This window comes from Sorangium sp. So ce1153, assembly GCF_051521595.1.
Lineage (GTDB): Bacteria > Myxococcota_A > Polyangia > Polyangiales > Polyangiaceae > Sorangium.
In genome coordinates this window covers 8556401-8575186 of record NZ_CP150361.1, presented here as the reverse complement: position 1 = coordinate 8575186, position 18786 = coordinate 8556401, and the positions used below count along the sequence as shown (strand labels likewise).

The following is an 18786-nucleotide window of genomic DNA, read 5'->3' as shown; positions in this document are numbered from 1 at the left end:
CGTGGGGGGGTCTATCCTTCGAGGGTGCTTGTTCCGAGCGCGGGCCACGCCATCGTGCGTGACGGCGCTGTTGTTTCTTGCTGCAAGCCTGGCTTTCGCTGCGCCGAGCCGTGCTGACTCACCTCGGCGCAACGAGGGCGGGCCTCCGGCGAAGGTGGAGGGCGAGGCCAACGCCGATATCCGGGACCTGCTCCGCCTGGGAGACATCGCCCGCGACCAGGGAAGATGGGATCGGGCAGAGAAGGCCTATTACCTCGCGTACATTCTCGGCGCACGCGGTAGGGTCCCCTGCGAATTGGGAATGGCGCTGCTCGCCCTCCAGCGGCACGTCGATGCCGCCATGGCCATCAACCGATGCCTCAAGGATCCGGGCGCGGGAACAGCCGCGCAGCGGCGCCGTTACGCGGACGGCCTCGAGAGAGCCCGGCGCCAGGTAGGCCAGATCGACTTCGACTTGAGCCATCACGGCGCGCTGATCACGATCGGCGGGGAGGTCCGGGACAGGGAAGCGTCGACGAGCGGCTACACGTACGTCGAGCCCGGCACGCACACGATCAAGGCCACGCTCCCTGGCTTCCTCGATGTGGAGCAAACGATCCAGGTAGAGAAGGGCGACGCCGTCCAGGTCGTGCTCCGGTTCGTCGAGAAGCCCAAGGAGGCGCCGGCGCCCGCTCGGGCCTCGGCCAAGCCCGCGACCCCGAAGAAGGCCGTTGCCACGCCACCGGCCAGGCCCCTGGCCCAACCGGCTCCGCCCGGGCTGTTCGATGGGATGGCGGGCTCGCAGCGGATCTGCGGGATCGGCGTCACCGCGCTCGCGCTCACCGGCGGCCTCGTCGCCTCGGCGCTCGCGGCGCAGTACGCCGAAGAGGCGGAGCGCCGCGCCGCGCCGCTCCTGCGGAACAACGGCAACAGCCGCTCGATCTGCGCATCGCCATCGCCCGAGAACGCCCCAGCGTGCGCTGAGATCAACGATCTCTACGATGCGTACGAGGTGGGCCGGGACGTCGCGATGGGCTTCTTCATCGGCGCGGGTGCCGTCGGCGCCGCGACGCTCGGCTCGTTCATCGTCCATGGTATCGATCGGAGCCGGCGTCCTGTGCGTGTGGTGCCGACGATCGCCGGCGATCAGGCCGGCATCTCGTTCAGCGGGGTGTGGTAGGTGACCTCGATGCCGCGACCCCTCCAGCGCACGCGCTCGTGGCGCTCTGCCGTCGCGGAGGCCGTTGTCCTGAGCCTGGCCTCTTGCGCCCTCGGCACCGGGTGCACGGAGGTCCCCTGCGGGCCTCGCCTGCGCTGTGAGCCGCCGGTCGAGGAGGAGCTGCCTTGTCCCGACGAACCCCAGAGGGACCTGGTTGCGATGGACGAGTGCGGCGTCTTCGCCAGCTCGAGCCTTGGCCACGATCGGAACCGGGGGACACGCGAAGCTCCCGTCAAGACGATCGCGAGGGCCATCGATCTGCTGGCCCAGGAACCCCAGAGGCGTCCGAGGGTGCATGCCTGTGGCGAACGTTTCTCCGAGGCCGTGCGCGTCCGCGGGACCCTGGAGATCTGGGGTGGGTTCGAGTGCGATCGGGGGTGGCGCCACGGTGGCGGAGAGAGCAACACCGTGATCGAGCCCGAGCCGGACGAAACACCGCTCACGTTCGAGGCCGGTGCCACGGCAACGGTCTTCGATCTGGAGGCACGGGCGGCGCCGGCCACGGCGCCGGCCGGCTCCTCGATTGCGACGATCGTGCTGGAGGGCGCTCGGGTCACCCTGCACCGCGGCGAACTGGTCGCGGGCGACGGCGCGCCGGGCCCCGACGGCGCGCCCGGCGATCCGAAGCACGAGCCGGCCGGGGCGGGGCGCCACGGACGGTTCGGGCAGGACGCGTGCACCGGCGACTTCGTGCCTGGTGCGGACCAGGTGCAGACCGCCTGTGAGCGAGGGGACTCGATCGGGGGGCGAGGCGGGGATGGAACGGTCGACCACGGAGCGCCCGGCGGCGACGGCGAGCTGATGCCGATCCCGAACCCCACCGGCTTTGGCCTCGGCGGCCAAGGGGCCACCAGCACCGACGGTTGCTTGGCCGGACAAACTGGCGCGGATGGGCTCGACGGTCCGCTCGGGCCAGGCGGGCGAGGCCTGGGCGCTTTCACCGCGCAAGGGCTCTACCTCGGGGTGAGCGGCGGCGACGGCGGTGATGGGCTCCCTGGGCAGGGGGGCGGCGGCGGGGGCGGCACGCGGGCCGGCTCGATGTTCTGCAGCACCCCGCGCAAGGCCGGCGGCGCGGGCGGCGGCTCCGGCGGCTCGGGAGGTTGCGGCGGGTACGGTGGGCGCGGCGGCGGCCCTGGGGGCGCGAGCCTCGGCCTCGTGATCCTCAACGCGCGCGTGGACCTCCACGGCACCAAGGTCAAAGCCGCGCGAGGTGGCGATGGCGGCCATGGCGGCGTCTTCCAGATCGGCGGGGCGCCTGGGCTCGGGGCGCCCGGCGGGCAGGGCTTCGGCGGTTCGCCCTTCGGCTGCTCCGGCGGCGACGGGGGTAAAGGGGGCAACGGCGGCCACGGAGGCGGTGGGCAGGGCGGGCCCTCGATCGCCATCGCCGTGGTGGGCGCATCAGTCCCGGGGGTGATGGAGGCTTGGCTCACTGCGGGAACGGGCGGCAAGGGCGGGCTCGGGGCGAATCCGAGCGTGCCTGGGTCCGCGGGCGACGATGGGCTGGCCATCGACGTGGCCGGCTTTCCTCAGTGAGCCGAGGAGGAACGGATGCAGCGGTCGAAGCTCGTTGGAATCGCGATGGTCGCGCTCGCGGCGGTCTCCTGCGGCGACGACGGGGGCGATCACCCCCCGGTCCCCGTGGACGTCGCGGAGCTGCTCGCGCGAGCCGGGCACAGCAGGAACGATTACAGGTTGGCTTCGGGCCTCTGGGAGCGTGGTCTCTTGTGCAACGACGACATCTGGCTCGCTGAGCTCTACTGGCCTCCGCTCGGACCGCCGCGGCTCGATCGCATCGTGTTCGTCGCATGGGACATGCCCGCTGGCACGCTCAGAGGCTGGAATCTCGTACGGAGCGAGGCGGACCGCCGCTACTGGTCAGTGGAGTTGTCCGCCGAGGAGATGGGCTTCGGTTGCGAGGAGCGCTACACGACGAGCTTCTTTCTCCTCGCGAGCTGGCCGGACAACAACGCCTCTCGAGCGATTGGCCTCGATCGAGCCGCTCAACTAGCCCTCCAGGAGGACATCTACTCCGATGACGCTGTCCTGGTCAACCACTATACCTTGATCGACGTCGAGAGGGCCAGCGTGCCGGTCCCGGACACGGCGACCTATTACCTGCAGAACCTGTTCACGGGCGCCACATTCAGCGTCGACGTTCCAACCGAGGGCGACGGGTCTCCGGATTATGTGACTCAGCTCGAAGTCGATTACGGAGAGCTCGGCCTTGGCCCGATGACCGATGTGGCGACCGGCGTGGTGTACAAGCGCGAGGGCGTGGAGCTGACGAACCATTGCCTCACCGTTATCGACAGTACGCTGCCGTAGCGCGCGGTCGCGCTGTTCGACGCGCCTAGAGACCTCACCGCGGCCGAGCTGCTCGACGCCACGCCGCGCCCCGCGAGCCCATAAGCGTCCGTGATGGCGGACGACAAGCCCGCTCCGTAACGCAAGCGAGGCGGCTATCGCGCCATCGACACACCGCGCCGATCTGCTTCGCCGCGCCGCATGCCGCCCGATCCGTTCGCCGCGCACACCTCACCGCGCAGCCAGCCGCATTCTTTCATTTACGCTTTCACGCGACCGCCGTGATGGTGCACACTTTCCGCGGGGACGACCCCGGGGCGGGCGGCAGGTCGAGCGCAGCGCGCGGGGCTCAGGGGACCGAGCGCGCCGGGCGACTGCGAGCGGCCGCGCGCCGGGGAGCAATTCAGGCAGGGCGCAGGGGAGGACGATGGAGACCTATCAGCAGAGAAGCGAGGGGATCGAGGCAGAGAACGCGCGGCTCCGGGCGCGCGTGGAGGAGCTGGAGCGAAGGCTCCGCGCGGTCGAGCCGCCGCGGGACGCGCAGCGCCAGCTCGCGGACAGCGTGCCCTATCGTGCGCTCTTCGACGCGGTGACCGTGCCGCTCGTGGTCCACCGCGCGGACGGGCTCCTCGTCGCGATCAACGGCGCCGACTGCGCGCGGTGGGGGATCACCCCCGAGCAGGTCATCGGCCACTACAACCCCCTCGAGGATCCGCAGGCGGCGACCACGGGCCACGCCGAGGCGTTCCTCCGGGCGCTCGCCGGGGAGGTGGTCACTCTGCCCGCGGTCTCCTACGAGATCGAGCCGGGCGCGCTCTACACGGAGAAGCGCAAGGTCTGGACCGAGCCGAGCTACGCTTCGTTCGAGGACGCGAGCGGGAACCGCTTCGTGGTGGTGGTGAGCCTCGACGTCACCGCGCGCGTGGAGTCCGAGGCGCAGAGGCGCCGCGGCGCCGCGCTGCTCGAGGCCTTCGTCCAGAACGCGCCGATGCTCATGTACGCGCGGGACACGGAGGGCCGCCACACGCTGGTGAACGCGCCGGTCGCAGCGCACCTCGGCATGTCCCGCGAGGAGATGATGGGGAAGACCCAGCACGAGCTGTTCCCCGCGCCGGTCGCCGACCGGTTCATGGCGCAGGACCGGGCGGCGATGGAGTCGTCCGAGCCCATCAACGCCGAGGACGAGCTGGAGCTGGCCGACGGGACGCACGTGTACATGACCACCAAGTTCGCGCTCCGCGACGAGGAGGGCCGGATCTCCGGCTGCGGGGGGATCTCGATGGACATCACCGAGCGGGTGCGGGCCGATGAGAGGACCAGGCAGCTGCAGCAGAAGATGTTGCTCGTGCAGCAGGAGACGATCAGGGCCATCTCCACGCCGCTCTTGCCCATCGCGGACGGGGTGCTCGTGGCGCCGCTGGTCGGGGAGCTGACGCGCGAGCGGGGCGCGCAGTTCACCGAGACGCTGCTGGAGGGGATCTCCCGCCAGCAAGCCCGGATCACCATCCTCGACGTGACCGGGGTGCCGCAGGCAGGGCCGGAGGTGACGGACGCGCTGATCCGGGCGGCGCGGAGCGCGCGGTTGCTCGGGGCCGAGGTGGTGCTCACCGGCATCCGGCCGAGCGTGGCGCAGGCGCTCGTGGAGCTGGGCGCCGATCTGGGAGGGATCGTGACGCGGTCGACGCTGGAGCGCGGCGTGACCTATGCGCTCTCGATGCGCCGGGGGGCGCGGGTAGCAGAATCGTGAGCTTCCTCCGCCAGCCCCGGCGCAACCCCGGCGCCCTTCGCGGTCTGGCCTGGCCGGCGAAGGGCCGTGTCGCGGTCGCCGCGGCGGATCTGGCGCCGCTAAATCCTGTAATTCCCGATACTTGGCGGCGACGAAAAAAGATCGCCCAGCGTGTCGATCGCGCGTCCCCTCGTTCGTCGTGACGGTAGAGACAGGGCCCAGCCGGTCGGGACCGGCCGGGCGCCCGCACGACGAGAGAAGGAGACACGACGATGCGCTTCATCATCACCGCAGCACCGGGGACCAGCGAGACCGCAGCGCCGGGGGCCAACGACGCGAACGCAGAGGCGGAGGGGGCGCCGGGCGAGGAGCTCTTCGCCGCCTACATGAAGTACAACGAGGAGCTGATGAAGGCCGGCGTGCTGATCGCGTCCGAGGGGCTCAACCCCGGCGGCGCCCGCGCGCGCGTCGGGGTCTCCGGGGGCAAGCGCGTCGTGCTCGATGGGCCCTTCGTCGAGACGAAGGAGCTGCTCGGCGGCTTCTACCTGATCGAGGTGAGCTCGAAGGAGGAGGCGATCGCGTGGGCGCTGCGGTGCCCCGTCGGGTTCGGCAGCGCCGAGGTGCTCACGATCCAGCAGATGACGGAGGCCTCCGACATCCCGCCGCGTTTCCTGGAGATCATCGCGGACGTCGCGCCGACGTGGGGCGCGTCGTTCTCGAGGTCGCGGTAGGCCGCAGCGGCCGGAGCCGCAGGCGGGCTCGAGCCGCAGGCGGCAAAGCGTGACCGCGGCTCAGATCAGCGCGTCTTCCGGGAGCTCCGCCTGGTGCAGGATCCCATCCGTGAACACCTGACCGTCGATCTCGTAATACAGTCGATACTGCACCTTGCGCGCGTCCGGCCGCGGCGACACGGACCCTGGCGTCGCGGTGGAGCCCTGGTAGATCGTGCCGGCGAAGCCGTACTGCTGATTCGGGCCCCATCCGGTATATGCCAGCGTGAGCGTCTCGGCGTGGATCAGCACGTCATGGCCGTCGAACACATGGAAGTCGATCCATGCGTTGGCGCCCCACGCCGTGTGGCTGACCCAGGCGACGAGATCGAGGTGTACCTCGATGTCCTTCCCGATGCTCGGCCCGTCCTCGGGCCTCGGGAACGCGTTCACCTTCGCGATCGTCGCGGATCGCACGCTCGTGACGTCGGGCCGCGGCTGCGCCCCTGCGCGGTAGACGACCGGCTGCGCCGGGAGCCGCGGCGGCGGGCCTCCCGCCTCGAACCAGTAATTGTCGCCGAAGCGGCTGTCCCAGGCGTCGCACCGATCGCTGGTCTGGTGGTAGCCGTGGAACCACATCTCCACGTTCGTGGCGTCGTCTGGCACGGCGACCTCGAGCGGCGCGGGCGTGTGCGCGACGACCGCCCCGGGCGGGTTCCCGGGAGCCCGCTGCTCCTCGACGACGCTCCCCTGCACGATCTCACCCCGCGGGTGGAAGCGGATGAGTGCGGTGATGTCGCCGATCTCGGCGCCGCGCCACGTCGTGAAGCAGCGCGACAGGCGGGCCATGGCATAGTCGATCCTGAGCGTCCCTCCGCGCTCGATCTGGCCCTGCTGCGCGTGCGCCCAATCGGGGAAGAACTGCAGAACAGCGGTCGTCGCCATGGGACCCTCCTCGGTGAGCGGCTGTCGAGGACCGCGCGCGAGCTCGCGCTCCACGACGCCCGCGCAAAACGATGTCCCCGACTCTACTTCCGCGGCAGGATCTCCTCCAGCGCGTTCTCCAGGCGCCGCTCGATCTCGGGATCGTCGAGCACGGGCGTGATCTCGTCGGGCACGACGCGCGCCCGCATGATGACCCGCGCGTAGATGAAGGCGCTGCGCGCGTTCGGAGGGTTCCTGTCGCCGAGGCAGGAGCGGAGCAGCTGGTACGCTCTGCCCTTCATGACGCCTCCGTCGCCCGCAGGCGCTCCGCCGTGGCGATGATCCGGCGCACCGCGGCGGAGGCCGTCTCGTGCGCGGCGAAAGCGTCCCGCACCACGTGCGCCGCCCTGGCGGCGGCGCCCCCTTCGAGCGTGCCTTGCAGCACGCCCTCGGCGAGGCGGACGAGCGGGCCTATCTCCACCATGTCCCGCGTGAGCGAGCGCGTCGCCAGGGCGAGCTCGGACGCCGCGCTCGCCGGGGAGGAGCGCGCGAGGGCCACGGCGTCCTCGGCCAGCTCCGCCGCGATCGCGAACATGTCGCGGTAGCAGTCGACCGCCTCGCGCAGATCGTCCGGGCTCAGCGCGGTCGAGGGCGCGTCCGCCAGCGCCGCCGCCGCGCGCTGCGCCCCGGCGATCGTCGGGCCGAGGGCCCGCAGCGCGTGCTCGAGCGTGCGCGCGGTGTGCGCCAGCCGGGCGAGGCGCTCGTTCGTGGCGCTGCTCGGCGGCGGCGCGTCGCTCCCCAGGGCCTCGATCCGCGCGCCCACCTCGGCGGCGAGCCGCCCGAGGCCATCGACCACCTGCGGCCCGAAGCGGCGCGGCGCGGCGTCGAGCACGCAGAGCGTGCCGACCACGTGCCCGCGCACCCGCAGGGGCACCCCGGCGTAGGCGCGGATGCCGTAGCGCTCGACGAGCTCCCTGGGCACCCGCTCGTCGCGCGAGGCGTCCTCGACCACGAGCGGCGCCTCGTCGCGGACCACGAGCTGACAGAAGGAGTTGCTCCGCGACGTCGCGCAGCTCACGCAGAGCTCCGGCGGCAGGCCGTGGTGCGCGCGGAACAGCTGGATGTGCCGGACGACCAGGCTCACCAGCGCCATGGGCGTCTCGGCGAGCTCGGCCGCCCGCGCCACGAAGGCGTCGAGGAGGGCGTCCGCCTCGTCGTGCAGCAGGACGTGGTGCAGCTCGGCGAGGCGCGCGGGATCGTTCAGTTCGGCCATGAGGGTGCTCGTGCGGGGGCGGGCGAGGAGGGCGGAGCCCGCTGCTGGTGCCGCCAGCAGCAGAAGATTACCGCATGCGCGCGGCGCCGGCCGCTCCCGCTCGCATTTCACCTGTAGCGCGCAGGGGAAGGGGAGCGAAGGCCGCGCGCCAGCGCGAGCGAGCCGCCGGGATGGCCGAGCCCGAGGGGTCCCCGGTGCGTCGCGAAACCGAAGCTGCGGTGTTCGCACCTAACCGGTCGAGTGACCATGCGACGATCTCGACCGCTGCCCTCGGCCTCCCTGGCTCTCTGCATTTTCTCGACAATCCTCGGGTCCGGTCAGGCGCGGGAGGACCCTCCGCCGAGCTGCGCGGGGGGCGCGCCGGGCGCGGGCGACAGCTGCGGTCTCGGCGATGGCGACGACTGCTGCGCCAGCTTGCTCGTCCCTGGCGGGACGTTCAATCGCCTCAACGACCCGCGCTATCCGGCGACCGTGAGCAGCTTCCGCCTCGACAAGTACCTGGTCACCGTCGGGCGGTTCCGCCGTTATCTGGAGGAGACCGGCGGCCCGACGCAGGCGAGCCCGCCGCCGGCCGGCGCGGGGGCGCACCCGAGGATCCCGGGCAGCGGGTGGGACCCCGCGTGGAACGCGATGCTCGCGGCGAGCACGGACGCCATCCGCCAGGCGCTCCGCTGCGACCCGTACGTGTGGCCGACGTGGACCGACGCGCCGGCCGCGAACGAGGACAAGCCGATCGTGTGCGCGACGTGGCTCGAGCTGTTCGCCTTCTGCGCGTGGGACGGCGGGCGCCTGCCGACCCAGGCCGAGATGAACTACGCGGCCGCCGGCGGCGACGAGCAGCGGCGGTATCCGTGGGGCTCGTCGCACATCACGCCCGAGGACGCGGCCTTCTGCTGTCAGGGCGACGGCTCGACCTCGCTGCCGTGCGAGGACTCGTTTCCTCCCTGGAGCCTGCTCCACTGCACCACCGACGACCTCGCGCCCGTCGGGTCGTTCCCGCGGGGAGCCGGGCGCTGGGGCCAGCTCGACCTGGCCGGGGAGGCCTACAAGGTCACGCGCGACGCCGCCGACGACGACCGCCTGCTCGTGCCCTGCGCCGACTGCTCCCGCCTGGACAACGGCTCCGTCCTGCGCGTCGCGCACGGCGGGAGCTTCGTCGCCTCCGGGATCCGGCAGACCACCACGTACCGCGCGCCCTACGAGACCAACGGCCGTCACTACTATGTCTCGGCGATGTGCGCGCGCGACGCGCCGGCGCCGTGACCGCGCTCGAGCTCGCGCGCCGGCGCTCGACGGGCGCGCCGGTATCTCCACCTTCGCGGCGGCATGATCCATGACCCATGATGAGGACACGAGCGGCGGCCCGAGGCCCGCTCTCTCGAGCGCCCGGGCCCCGGGCCTCCAGCGCGGCGTCACGGCCGGTCGCGCGCGGCGCCCAGCGGGCGGGCTTCCCGGCGCATCTCGCGCAGGAGCGCGGCGGCGACGGTGGCGGGGTGGGTGCGCTCCGGCGCGGCGCCGAACGCGGCGATGACCTCCGCGAGCGGACCGGGCTCCTCGTCCGCGGGGGGCGACCCGCGCGACCCGCTGACGCGCGCTCCCGCCAGGAAGAAGCTCGCGGCGTAGAGGGCGAGGGCGATGGCGCGCGCGACGTGCGCCCGCGCGCGCTCCTCGTCGCTCGCGCTCCGGCCGAGGTACGCGTGGAACAGGGCCTCGCGCTGCTCGGGCCGCGGGAGCGCGAAGACGCCGAGCTGCGCGAGGTCGAAGAACGGATCGCCCGCGCCCGCGGCGGTCCAGTCGACGAAGACCACGCGGTCGGCCGCCACGAGCACGTTGTTCGGGTTGAGGTCGCGGTGGCACGGCGCCTCGTGCGCGTGCGGCGCGCTCACCCGCTCGAGCTCCTCGGCGGTGCGGACGAGATCCGCGGGGAGGCCCGCGCCCGCGAGCGCGGCGCACTGCGCGTCGACGGAGCGCAGGAAGTCCAGGCGCGACGGGCCGCGCGGGAACGGCGGGCCGTCGTGGAGCCGCCGCAGCGCGGTCGCGACCTTGTCGAGCAGCGTCGGGTCCTCGCTCGGGCGGAGCGGCGCGCCCGCGACGCGGTCCATGATCGTCACGCCCGTCCGGGCGTCCGCGTGGCGCAGGCGCGGGGCGACGCCGCGCTCGGAAGCGACGCGCTGGCACGCGACCTCGCGCGCCGCGCGCTCCGGGTCGCCCGGATCGAGCGCGCCGAAGCGCTTCGCGACGTACGGGGCGCCGTCGACGACGAACGCGATCAGCGTGGCGCCGGAGAGCCCGCCGGACAGCGACGTGACGTCGCGGACCGGGCGCCCGGGGAACGCGGCCGCGAGCGCGGCGGAGAGGTCCGGGTGCAGTTCCGGGCCGCTCGCGACCTGCCCCCGCAGCGCGGCGAGCCGCTTCTTCAGCTCGCGAATGAGATCCATCATGAACGTCTCCTCTCGAGTCGGCCGCTGCCCGCTCCCTCGGCCCGAGGATGTCGACGTGGTCATGACGGTGCGAGGTGACTCGCGGTCGTCGCGTGCAGGGTGAAGGCTTCTTTCCGGCGGGGAGGGCGCCCCTGCGCGCCCTCGGGGGATGCTAGCGCTCCGCGTCCGGGCGCGCCAGACCCTGGCGATCCCGATGGAAGAGCTGATCCGGCTCCTGGAGGCAGGCGCCCGGTCGCGATCAAAGGTGCGTCTGTATCAGCTTCTGCAGGGTGCCGTCGGCGTTGTAGTAAACGCGGTCGACGCACGTGGAGCGCCGGAAGCTGCCGCCCGTCGGCAGCGCGCCATTGTGGTACGTCATGTAGCTCGCACCGCCGAAGTCGAAGAGCGAGTGGTGGACTGTATCGCTGTTCGGCACGCGATCGATGACCACTCCCCGGTACTGCCATGGTCCCTCCGGCGAGGTGCTGGTCGCGTAGGAGATCGTCTCTGGAAATCCCGAGGCGTAGGTCAGGTAGTACAGGTCGCCGCGCTTCGAGAGGTAGGGCGCCTCGGTGTAGTCGGTGAGGCCCGTGACGACGTTCAATTCGACGCCTCGGGAGCTCCGGTCTCGCATCACCCCGCCGCTGTCCGTCGTGTAGGTCTCACCCTTCAGGTGGATCATGTCGTCCTCGAGCTTGACCCAGTACAGGATCCCGTTGCCCCAGTACATGTATGCCTGGCCGCTCTCGTCGACGAAGACCGTGGGGTCGAGGTTGCGCCACGAGTGCGTCGCGCCCGTGCCCGCCGTGTCGGCGAGCAAGATGAGCGGGATTCCGCGCGCGTCCTTGAACGGGCCCTCGGGCCTGTCCGCCACCGCGACGCCGATGGATATCCCGTAATCGGACTGGCCACCTTGCAGAGGCACGTAGAAATAGAACTTCGGGTTCCCGTTCCTGTCAGCGCGTTCGACCACCTGGCCCGCATTGGCGTTGCCCGTCGAGGTGTCGCCCCTGGCCCAGCTGAAGTCGCTGTAGCGCATCACGGCGCCCTTGTTCTCCCAGCGGACCATGTCTTCCGATACCCATAGTCGGAAGTCGAACATGCGGTAGCCCTCCACGCCCTGGGCCTGTTCGTCGTGCCCTGTGTAGAGGTAGACCTTGTTGTCCCAGACCATGGCAGCGCCGTCGGCGGTGAAGATGTAGTCGCCTGGACCGTTGGTGGGGTCCGGCGCGTCGTACTTGATGATCGGGTTGTCGAACGAGACGGGGGCGGTCGTGCTGCCGCCGCTCCCTCCCTCGCCGCCGGTCGCCGCGCCACCGCCGGCGGACCCGGGGGCGCCGCCGGAGCCTGGCGCGCCGCCGCCCTGGCTCGCGCCGCCTGTCGCGGCCGCGTCCCCCGTCGTGCTGGTGCTGGCGCCGCCGCCGCCCTGCTGGCCGCCCGCGCTCGTGCTGCTGGAGGAGGCGGCCGGCCCCGCGGAGCCGCCGCCGTTCCCGCACGCCACGAGAACCAGCAGGCCCACCAGGCCACAGAGACATGAACTCGACTTCACCCGGAATGCTCCTTCGCGGGGGCGACTCTGGACGAGCTCCCGCGGGCTGTGGATTGATCGCGGTCGCCTGGGAACCAGCCGGTGTCCCGCGTCCAGACCCCCTCGCCAGGGCGCCACCGCGTCGTGGTACGATCCAATGAGGCTGCCTGTGCGAGCGGCGACAGCGGAGAAGCGAAGGCTCATCGTGCTGCAGCGTTGAACATCGCGCTGTCGATGGCTGCGTTGCCGACCGCGGCCCGCGCGCCGCTTGCGCGTCGACACACGGCGCCGCCGGACGATGATGCCAAAATGTGAACGTTCACAATAGCGATGTCAACCCCGATCGACCCGGCTGCCGCCGAGCTCGCGCCCGGATGGCTGACGAGCTTCCCGGAACGGCGGGGCAGGCGAGGCGGGCGCTGGACCGCGGTCCTGGTCGATGTGGATTCAATCCTGCCGCCCGGGCTCGTGGCTCGGGCGCTCGTCACCGGGGGCGCTCGCGGGACGCGCTCCGCCACGCCACCTCCGATGCCACCTCCGATCTGGCGGTGGTCGCTCTCGAGAGGGGGCCGGACGATCTCGGTTCCGGTGGTCGCCGCCGACCAGCACGGCGGCGGCGCCCGCGACCCGCATCTCCTCGCGCCGGTTCAGCGGACGGTGTGGGACATTACCAGCGCGCGACTGGCCGAAGTCGACCGGCGCGACCGGGATCGAGGATGGCCACAGGCGGGTCAATTTGGGTTGACATAGATAGTGTGAACGTTCACAATAACTGACGGGGTATCCTGCTGCTTTGCCCTGGATGGGCTGTCCTGCGCACCGTGCCCTTTGTCCTGGGCTCGGGATCGAACTCTGCGCCGACCCTGTTTTTTCGGCCGCCGCGGCGCGAGGAACGGTGAGGTCGCGGGGGCATTGCTCGTTCCGTACTCCGCATTTGCTGTCCTGGCGTAAACTTGGCTTCCGAGCCGAACGCCAGGGCCTCAGCGATTTGCATTTGACTCGGCAGATCGTGTGATCGAATATCACGATGTTCGGAAGTGAGCAGGCGCCCGGCGGCGCCGAGCCTCGCCCGGCGACGAGGCGGCGCTTCGTCGCGCGTGTCATGGCGTTACCATCGTTGTTTCTCTCATCGAGCGATCGTGTGGAGGATTCGAGATGGCATCCTGTCGAAGGTTGCTTGCCTTCCGCGTCGGGCGTCGTGTGTCTCGCCCCGTGTCGCGGGCGGCTCTCGAGCGGAGGGAGCGAGCGGGCGCTCGCGCTGCGTGATGAACTGGGAGGCTTGTTCATGCATCGACATCGGGTCTGGGACTGGAGATCTGGACGAGCGAGCCGGACCTGGGTCGAGCGCGGCCCAGCGAGCGCCGTCGTGGCGTTGCTGCTCATGCTCGGGTGCTCGGGGACGCAGGATCCTCCCGCCGGAGAGGCCGTGACGCCTGCCCCCACGCCGGCCTCGACCCCGAGCGCGCCGGCGCCGGCGCCTGCTCCTGCGCCAGCGGTGGCGCCCGCCAGCCCCCCGGCCATCACCAAGGCTGGTTTTGGCAAGATCGGGTCTCAAGACGTGGACCTCTACACTCTCTCCAACGCGAACGGGCTCGTGCTCAAGGTGACGACGTACGGCGCGATCGTCACCGAGCTGCACGTGCCCGACAAGGCCGGAAAGCTCGCCGACGTCGTCGTCGGCTTCGAGGACGTGGGCGGTTATCTCACCGACAACCAGTTCTTCGGCGCGACGGTCGGCCGCGTCGCCAACCGCATCCGCAACGCGAAGTTCAAGCTCGAGGGCAAGGAGTACGCCCTGACCGCGAACAACAAGCCGCACCACCTGCACGGCGGCGCCAAGGGCTGGGACAAGGTGGTGTGGAGCGCCGACACCGCCGAGGCGCCTGACGGCCCGAGCATCCGACTCACGTACGTGTCGAAGGACGGAGAAGAGGGGTATCCCGGCACCGTGACCGCGAAGGTCGTCTATACGCTCACGAACCGGAACGAGCTCCGCGTCGAGATGGAGGCGGTCACGGACAAGACGACCCTCGTCAACATGGCCCACCATTCGTACTGGAACCTCGGCGGGCACGGCTCCGGCACGATCCTCGATCACGAGCTCACGCTCTACGCGGACAGCTACACGCCGGGTGATCCGGCCGTCCCGACCGGAGCCGTGAAGCCCGTCAAGGGCACGCCTTTCGACTTCACGGCGCCCAAGGCCATCGGCAGGGACTTGAAGGCGGTCGGCGGAGATCCGGTCGGCTACGATCACAACTTCGTCGTCAACGGAGACCCGGCCGCCCTGCGGCCCGTGGCGCGCCTCAAAGATCCGAAGTCCGGCCGCGTGATGACGCTGGAGGCGGATCAGCCCGGCGTGCAGTTCTATACCGCGAATTACATGAACGGCTCGAAGCGAGGCAAAGGCGCCACGTACGTGCAGCACGCGGCGCTCTGCCTGGAGAGCCAGAAGTTCCCGAACGCGATCAACGTGCCTGCCTGGCGTGAGCAGCCGATACTCAAGCCGGGGCAGCCCTACAAACACACGATGATCCACCGCTTCACGGCGGAGTGAGCGAGTCGGTCATGCCTGGCTTCGGCGTCAGTGGTGTCAGTGCGTTTTCGAGAGTGAATCATCAAGGAGACCTGCCGTGAAAGAGACGAAGTCCTGGATCAAGCGTTGTGCGGCCGCAGCGCCCTTCCTGCTCGCGATGCTCGCGATGACAGCGTGCGACAACAAGAACGAGGGGACGGGCGCCGCGCCTGCGGCGGGGGGTGACTCGAAGCCGAAGATCGTGAAGCTCGCCTTCATCACCAACAACGCGAGCGAGTTCTGGAAGATCGCTCAGGCGGGCGTCCGGAAGTACGAGCAAGAGAGCAAGGTTCAGGTCGACGTGAAGATGCCGCCGAACGGCACCACGGAGGAGCAGAACCAGATCGTCGAGAACCTCTCGAGCCAGGGGTACGACGCCATCGCCGTGAGCGCCGTCGCGCCGAACGACCAGGTCACGGTGCTCAACAAGGCGGCCGAGAAGAGCAAGCTCATCACGTTCGACTCGGACGCCCCGAAGTCGAACCGGCTGCTCTACATCGGCACCAACAACTACGAGGCCGGCAAGGCGCTGGGCGCCCATATCGTGAAGCTCCTCCCGAGCGGCGGCAAGATGGCCGTCTTCGTCGGCATGTTCTCCGCGGACAACGCGAAGCAGCGCCTGCAGGGCATCCAGGACGCGATCGCCGGCAAGAAGATCGAGATCGTCGACAAGCGCGAGGACAACACGGACCGCGCGAAGGCGCGATCCAACGTGGAGGACATCATCAATGCGCACCCGGACCTGAACCTCGTCGCCGGCCTGTGGTCCTACAACGGTCCCGCCATCGCGGCGGCCATCGAGGCCCTCGGGAAGAAGGGCAAGGTCCTCGCGGCCGTGTTCGACGAGGAGCAGGAGACGCTCACGGCCATCGAGAACGGCACGATCTCGGCCACGGTCGTCCAGAAGCCGTTTCAGTTCGGCTACCTGGCGAGCAAGTGGGCGCACGAGCTCGCGACCAAGCCCGACGCGGCGACGGCGCAGATCCCGGCCAACAAGAGCATCGACACCGGCATCGACGTCATCGAGAAGACGAACGTGGTGGAGTTCAAGCAGAAGCTCGCCGAGATGAAGAAGTGAGCGTGACCGCGACCGACCCGGATCTGCTCGCGATGAGCGCGATCACCAAGCGGTTTCCCGGGGTGGTCGCGCTCAACGGCGTCTCTCTCTCGCTGAAGCCGGGCGAGGTCCTCGCCCTCATGGGCGAGAACGGCGCCGGCAAGAGCACGCTCATGAAGATCCTCGGGGGCGCCCAGCAGCCCGACGAGGGCGAGATCCGCATCCAGGGGAGGGTGGTCGCCCTCGAGAGCGTGCGCGTCGCCAAGCGCCTCGGCATCGCGCTCATCCACCAGGAGCTGATGCTGGCGTCGAACCTCGACATCGCGGCCAACATCTTCCTCGGCAACGAGGGCGGCGGGACCGGGCCGCTCCTCCGCCCGCTGCCGAGGAGCGCCATGTACGCCCGCGCCAAGGAGCTGCTCCTGCGCGTGGGCTTGACGCTCCCGGCCTCGACCCCGGTGTCCGCGCTGACCGCCGGTCAGATGCAGATGGTCGAGATCGCCAAGGCGCTCGCCCTGGACGCGCGCATCATCATCATGGATGAGCCGACTTCGTCGCTCACGAGCGCTGAGTCCGAGCAGCTCTTCCAGATCATCCACAAGCTCCGGGCGGACGGCATCGGCATCGTCTACATCTCGCACCGCATGGAAGAGGTCATGGCGCTGGCGGACCGGGTGACGGTCCTGCGCGACGGCCGCCACGTCGGGGACCTCACGCGCGCGGAGGCGACGCACGAGAGGATCGTCGCCATGATGGTGGGGCGCGAGCTCAGCGCGCACTACTTCCCGGAGAAGCGGCCGCGGAGGTCGACCGAGCCCGTGCTGGTGGTCGAAGGCCTCGTCGTGCCCGGCGCGCCAGCGCCGATCTCCTTTTCGGTCGAGCGCGGGGAGATCCTCGGCTTCGCCGGCCTGGTCGGCTCTGGCCGCACGGAGCTCATGGAGACGATCTTCGGGGTCACGCCGGCGCTCAGCGGACGCATGACGCTCGAAGGCAGGGAGTTCGCTCCTCGAGTGCCGAGGGACGCCATCGACCGCGGGGTCTACCTGGCGCCGGAGGATCGCAAGCGGCACGGGCTCGTGCTGCCGCTCAGCATCGTCGAGAACACCTCTCTGCCCGACATCGGCAACTACAACCGCTGGGGCCTGCTGGACAGGACGAAGGAGCGCCGTGTCGCCGAGTCGGAGGTGAAGCGGTTGCGGACGAAGACGCCTGGCATCGCTCAGCGCGTCGTGAACCTCTCCGGCGGAAACCAGCAGAAGGTGGTGCTCGGAAAGTGGCTGGCCATGAGCCCGCGCGTGCTCATCCTGGACGAGCCGACGCGCGGCATCGACGTTGGCACGAAAGCCGAGATCTACCGCCACATGGCCGCCCTCGCGGATGAAGGCATCACCATCATGATGGTCAGCTCGGACATGGAAGAGATCATGGGGATGAGCGATCGCGTCGCCGTCATGCACGAGCGACGCATCAAGGGTGTGTTGCCGCGGGAGCGGCTCAGCCAGGAGCGGATCGCGACCTTGATGACGGGCCACGCCGACAGGGAGGCTCTCTCATGAGGCGCGAGCTCGGCATGACCATCGCGCTCCTCGTGATGTGTCTGGGCCTCTACCTCTCGAACCCTGATTTTCTCGGGCAGTCGAACTCGATCAACACGCTGCGGCAGATCTCGATGCTCGGGATCTTCGCGACGGGCATCGGCTTCGTCATCATCACCGGCGGCATCGATCTGTCGATCGGGTCCGTGATCGGCCTGACGGGCGTCCTGATCGCGAAGCTCTCGTCGAGCCAGGTCGGCGGCCTGGGCCTCTCGTTGTGGATCGGCATCCCGGTGGCGCTCGGCGTGGCGATGCTCGTCGGCCTCGGCCAGGGTTTGTTGATCACGCGGCTCAAGCTGCAGCCGTTCATCGTCACGCTCGGCGGCATGTTGCTCTTGCGCGGCGTCTCGCAGACCATCGCCGAGGGCGGCACCCTGAGCCTCGGGGGCTCGCCGCTGCTCGGCCTCGCGAACGGCGGGCTGCTCAAGGTCGGGAACGACGCGCTCGTCCCGTATCCGTTCCTGATGTTCGTCGCCGTGATCGGCGTGGCGACCTACGCGCTGCACTTCACGGTGTTCGGCCGTTACGTTTACGCGATCGGCGGCAACCGCGACGCGGCCGAGTACTCCGGCATCAACGTGAAGCGGGTGGAGGCGTCCACCTACGTGATCTCGGCGGGCCTCGGCGGCGTGGCTGGCGTCTGTTACGCGTCGTACATCGGGCAGATGTCGCAGCAGGTCGGCGTCGCGTACGAGATGTATGCGATCGCCGCGGCCGTGCTCGGCGGCTGCTCGCTTCGCGGCGGTGAAGGCACGGTGCTCGGCATCATCATCGGTTCCGCGGTGATGCGCGTCCTCGACAACGGCATCAACATGTTCCAGCTGCCGTACGAGGACGCTGACGGCATTCGACGCATCTGGCGCCTGGACCCGAACTGGACGTTCATCATCATCGGCTCGGTGATCCTCGTCGCCGTGATCCTCGACCAGATCGTGCACATGGTGCAGGAAAGACGGCGCATCCGGCGCGCCTCCGCGGGAGCCGCCCAGGCGGCGCCGAGCCTCCGGGCGGCCGCGGCCGTCGGCGCGGCGGAGCCCCCGGCCGTACAAACGCCCGAGCGCGAGAACGTCTGAGCGTCTACCTTGCGGTCCGGCAACCCAGGAACGAGGGACATTGCCCGCCACCCCGAAGACGATCGACGAGTACATCGCCGCCTGCCCAGAAGAGGTGCGTCCTCTGCTCCGTGGCATTCGCGACGCCATCCGACGGGTGTTGCCCGGCGCCGAGGAGCGCATTCGTTACGGCATGCCCGCGATCATGTTCGACGGGCGAAACGCCATTCACTTCGCCGCGTGGAAAAAGCACATCGGCCTCTACCCGATCTACCGCAGCGACGACCCCGTCCAGGCCGAGCTCGAGCCTTACCGCGACGGCAAGGACGGCGTGAAGTTCCCGCTCGGCAAGCCCGTGCCGTATGACCTGATCGAGCGCACGGTGCGCATGCTGGCGGCGCACCACGGCGCCGGCCGCTGACCG

General features: G+C 70.2%; 16 protein-coding genes. 11 read left to right on the top strand and 5 right to left on the bottom strand.

The genetic code is table 11. The features are described 5' to 3' along the window. The first annotated feature begins 340 nt into the window (after positions 1–340). The 5 genes from WME85_RS30795 to WME85_RS30775 all read left to right on the top strand — a co-directional run bounded on the left by WME85_RS30795 (position 341) and on the right by WME85_RS30775 (position 5959). Positions 341–1159, top strand: a complete 819-nt coding sequence (locus tag WME85_RS30795) for a PEGA domain-containing protein (protein WP_437826448.1) — start codon at positions 341–343, stop codon at positions 1157–1159. A gap of 363 nt (positions 1160–1522) precedes the next feature. Then, entirely contained in the window at positions 1523–2731 is a 1209-nt protein-coding gene (locus WME85_RS30790) for a hypothetical protein (protein ID WP_437826446.1), read from the top strand. A 15-nt stretch (positions 2732–2746) separates the two neighbouring features. Continuing rightward, positions 2747–3523 carry a hypothetical protein gene (locus WME85_RS30785; RefSeq protein WP_437826444.1) on the top strand — a complete coding sequence of 259 codons (777 nt, stop codon included), beginning with the start codon at positions 2747–2749 and terminating at the stop codon, positions 3521–3523. A 406-nt stretch (positions 3524–3929) separates the two neighbouring features. Beyond that, positions 3930–5249 (top strand): PAS domain-containing protein, encoded by a 1320-nt coding sequence (locus WME85_RS30780; protein ID WP_437826442.1) that lies wholly within the window; start codon positions 3930–3932, stop codon positions 5247–5249. Positions 5250–5500: 251 nt separating this feature from the next. After that, positions 5501–5959 carry a YciI family protein gene (locus WME85_RS30775; RefSeq protein ID WP_437826440.1) on the top strand — a complete coding sequence of 153 codons (459 nt, stop codon included), beginning with the start codon at positions 5501–5503 and terminating at the stop codon, positions 5957–5959. A 60-nt stretch (positions 5960–6019) separates the two neighbouring features. Here WME85_RS30775 and WME85_RS30770 read toward each other — a convergent pair whose 3' ends face one another. The 3 genes from WME85_RS30770 to WME85_RS30760 form a co-directional block, all read right to left on the bottom strand. After that, positions 6020–6883: a DUF6209 family protein gene (locus WME85_RS30770; RefSeq protein ID WP_437826438.1), complete on the bottom strand. Its 864-nt coding sequence runs from the start codon at positions 6881–6883 to the stop codon at positions 6020–6022. A gap of 83 nt (positions 6884–6966) precedes the next feature. After that, complete coding sequence (locus tag WME85_RS30765) at positions 6967–7164, bottom strand: hypothetical protein (protein ID WP_437302586.1); 198 nt, start codon at positions 7162–7164, stop codon at positions 6967–6969. Continuing rightward, positions 7161–8135 (bottom strand): GAF domain-containing protein, encoded by a 975-nt coding sequence (locus WME85_RS30760; protein WP_437826436.1) that lies wholly within the window; start codon positions 8133–8135, stop codon positions 7161–7163. Before WME85_RS30760 ends, WME85_RS30765 begins: the two co-directional genes overlap by 4 nt. 246 nt (positions 8136–8381) lie before the next feature. Here WME85_RS30760 and WME85_RS30755 point away from each other — a divergent pair, with 246 nt between their 5' ends. Then, the gene (locus WME85_RS30755; RefSeq protein ID WP_437826434.1) at positions 8382–9398 is read left to right on the top strand and encodes a formylglycine-generating enzyme family protein; all 1017 of its coding nucleotides are present in this window, start codon (positions 8382–8384) and stop codon (positions 9396–9398) included. A 149-nt stretch (positions 9399–9547) separates the two neighbouring features. On the opposite strand, the gene WME85_RS30750 is transcribed toward WME85_RS30755, so the two are convergent. Both WME85_RS30750 and WME85_RS30745 read right to left on the bottom strand, forming a co-directional pair. Next, positions 9548–10576, bottom strand: a complete 1029-nt coding sequence (locus WME85_RS30750; protein ID WP_437826431.1) for a phosphotransferase — start codon at positions 10574–10576, stop codon at positions 9548–9550. 238 nt (positions 10577–10814) lie between these two features. Then, on the bottom strand, positions 10815–12104 hold the full coding sequence (locus WME85_RS30745) for a glycoside hydrolase family 43 protein (protein ID WP_437826429.1): 1290 nt from the start codon (positions 12102–12104) through the stop codon (positions 10815–10817). Positions 12105–13368: 1264 nt separating this feature from the next. Between WME85_RS30745 and WME85_RS30740 the strand changes: the two genes are divergently transcribed. From WME85_RS30740 to WME85_RS30720, 5 genes are all read left to right on the top strand, one after another. Then, positions 13369–14640 carry an aldose epimerase family protein gene (locus tag WME85_RS30740; protein WP_437826426.1) on the top strand — a complete coding sequence of 424 codons (1272 nt, stop codon included), beginning with the start codon at positions 13369–13371 and terminating at the stop codon, positions 14638–14640. A 76-nt stretch (positions 14641–14716) separates the two neighbouring features. Continuing rightward, positions 14717–15736: a sugar-binding protein gene (locus tag WME85_RS30735; protein WP_437826424.1), complete on the top strand. Its 1020-nt coding sequence runs from the start codon at positions 14717–14719 to the stop codon at positions 15734–15736. A gap of 32 nt (positions 15737–15768) precedes the next feature. After that, the gene (locus tag WME85_RS30730) at positions 15769–17271 is read left to right on the top strand and encodes a sugar ABC transporter ATP-binding protein (RefSeq protein ID WP_437842391.1); all 1503 of its coding nucleotides are present in this window, start codon (positions 15769–15771) and stop codon (positions 17269–17271) included. Then, complete coding sequence (locus tag WME85_RS30725; RefSeq protein WP_437826421.1) at positions 17268–18383, top strand: ABC transporter permease; 1116 nt, start codon at positions 17268–17270, stop codon at positions 18381–18383. The genes WME85_RS30730 and WME85_RS30725 overlap by 4 nt, the downstream gene beginning before the upstream one ends. A gap of 40 nt (positions 18384–18423) precedes the next feature. Continuing rightward, positions 18424–18783 (top strand): iron chaperone, encoded by a 360-nt coding sequence (locus WME85_RS30720; protein ID WP_437826419.1) that lies wholly within the window; start codon positions 18424–18426, stop codon positions 18781–18783. Positions 18784–18786: the final 3 nt, after the last annotated feature.

Coding starts and splice junctions, on each gene's coding strand:
- WME85_RS30795 (WP_437826448.1), top strand. CDS start 341: ATGGCCATCAACCGATGCCTCAAGGATCCGGGCGCGGGAACAGCCGCG.
- WME85_RS30765 (WP_437302586.1), bottom strand. CDS start 7,164: ATGAAGGGCAGAGCGTACCAGCTGCTCCGCTCCTGCCTCGGCGACAGG.
- WME85_RS30740 (WP_437826426.1), top strand. CDS start 13,369: ATGCATCGACATCGGGTCTGGGACTGGAGATCTGGACGAGCGAGCCGG.
- WME85_RS30730 (WP_437842391.1), top strand. CDS start 15,769: ATGAGCGCGATCACCAAGCGGTTTCCCGGGGTGGTCGCGCTCAACGGC.
- WME85_RS30760 (WP_437826436.1), bottom strand. CDS start 8,135: ATGGCCGAACTGAACGATCCCGCGCGCCTCGCCGAGCTGCACCACGTC.
- WME85_RS30770 (WP_437826438.1), bottom strand. CDS start 6,883: ATGGCGACGACCGCTGTTCTGCAGTTCTTCCCCGATTGGGCGCACGCG.
- WME85_RS30785 (WP_437826444.1), top strand. CDS start 2,747: ATGCAGCGGTCGAAGCTCGTTGGAATCGCGATGGTCGCGCTCGCGGCG.
- WME85_RS30780 (WP_437826442.1), top strand. CDS start 3,930: ATGGAGACCTATCAGCAGAGAAGCGAGGGGATCGAGGCAGAGAACGCG.
- WME85_RS30725 (WP_437826421.1), top strand. CDS start 17,268: ATGAGGCGCGAGCTCGGCATGACCATCGCGCTCCTCGTGATGTGTCTG.
- WME85_RS30755 (WP_437826434.1), top strand. CDS start 8,382: ATGCGACGATCTCGACCGCTGCCCTCGGCCTCCCTGGCTCTCTGCATT.
- WME85_RS30750 (WP_437826431.1), bottom strand. CDS start 10,576: ATGATGGATCTCATTCGCGAGCTGAAGAAGCGGCTCGCCGCGCTGCGG.
- WME85_RS30775 (WP_437826440.1), top strand. CDS start 5,501: ATGCGCTTCATCATCACCGCAGCACCGGGGACCAGCGAGACCGCAGCG.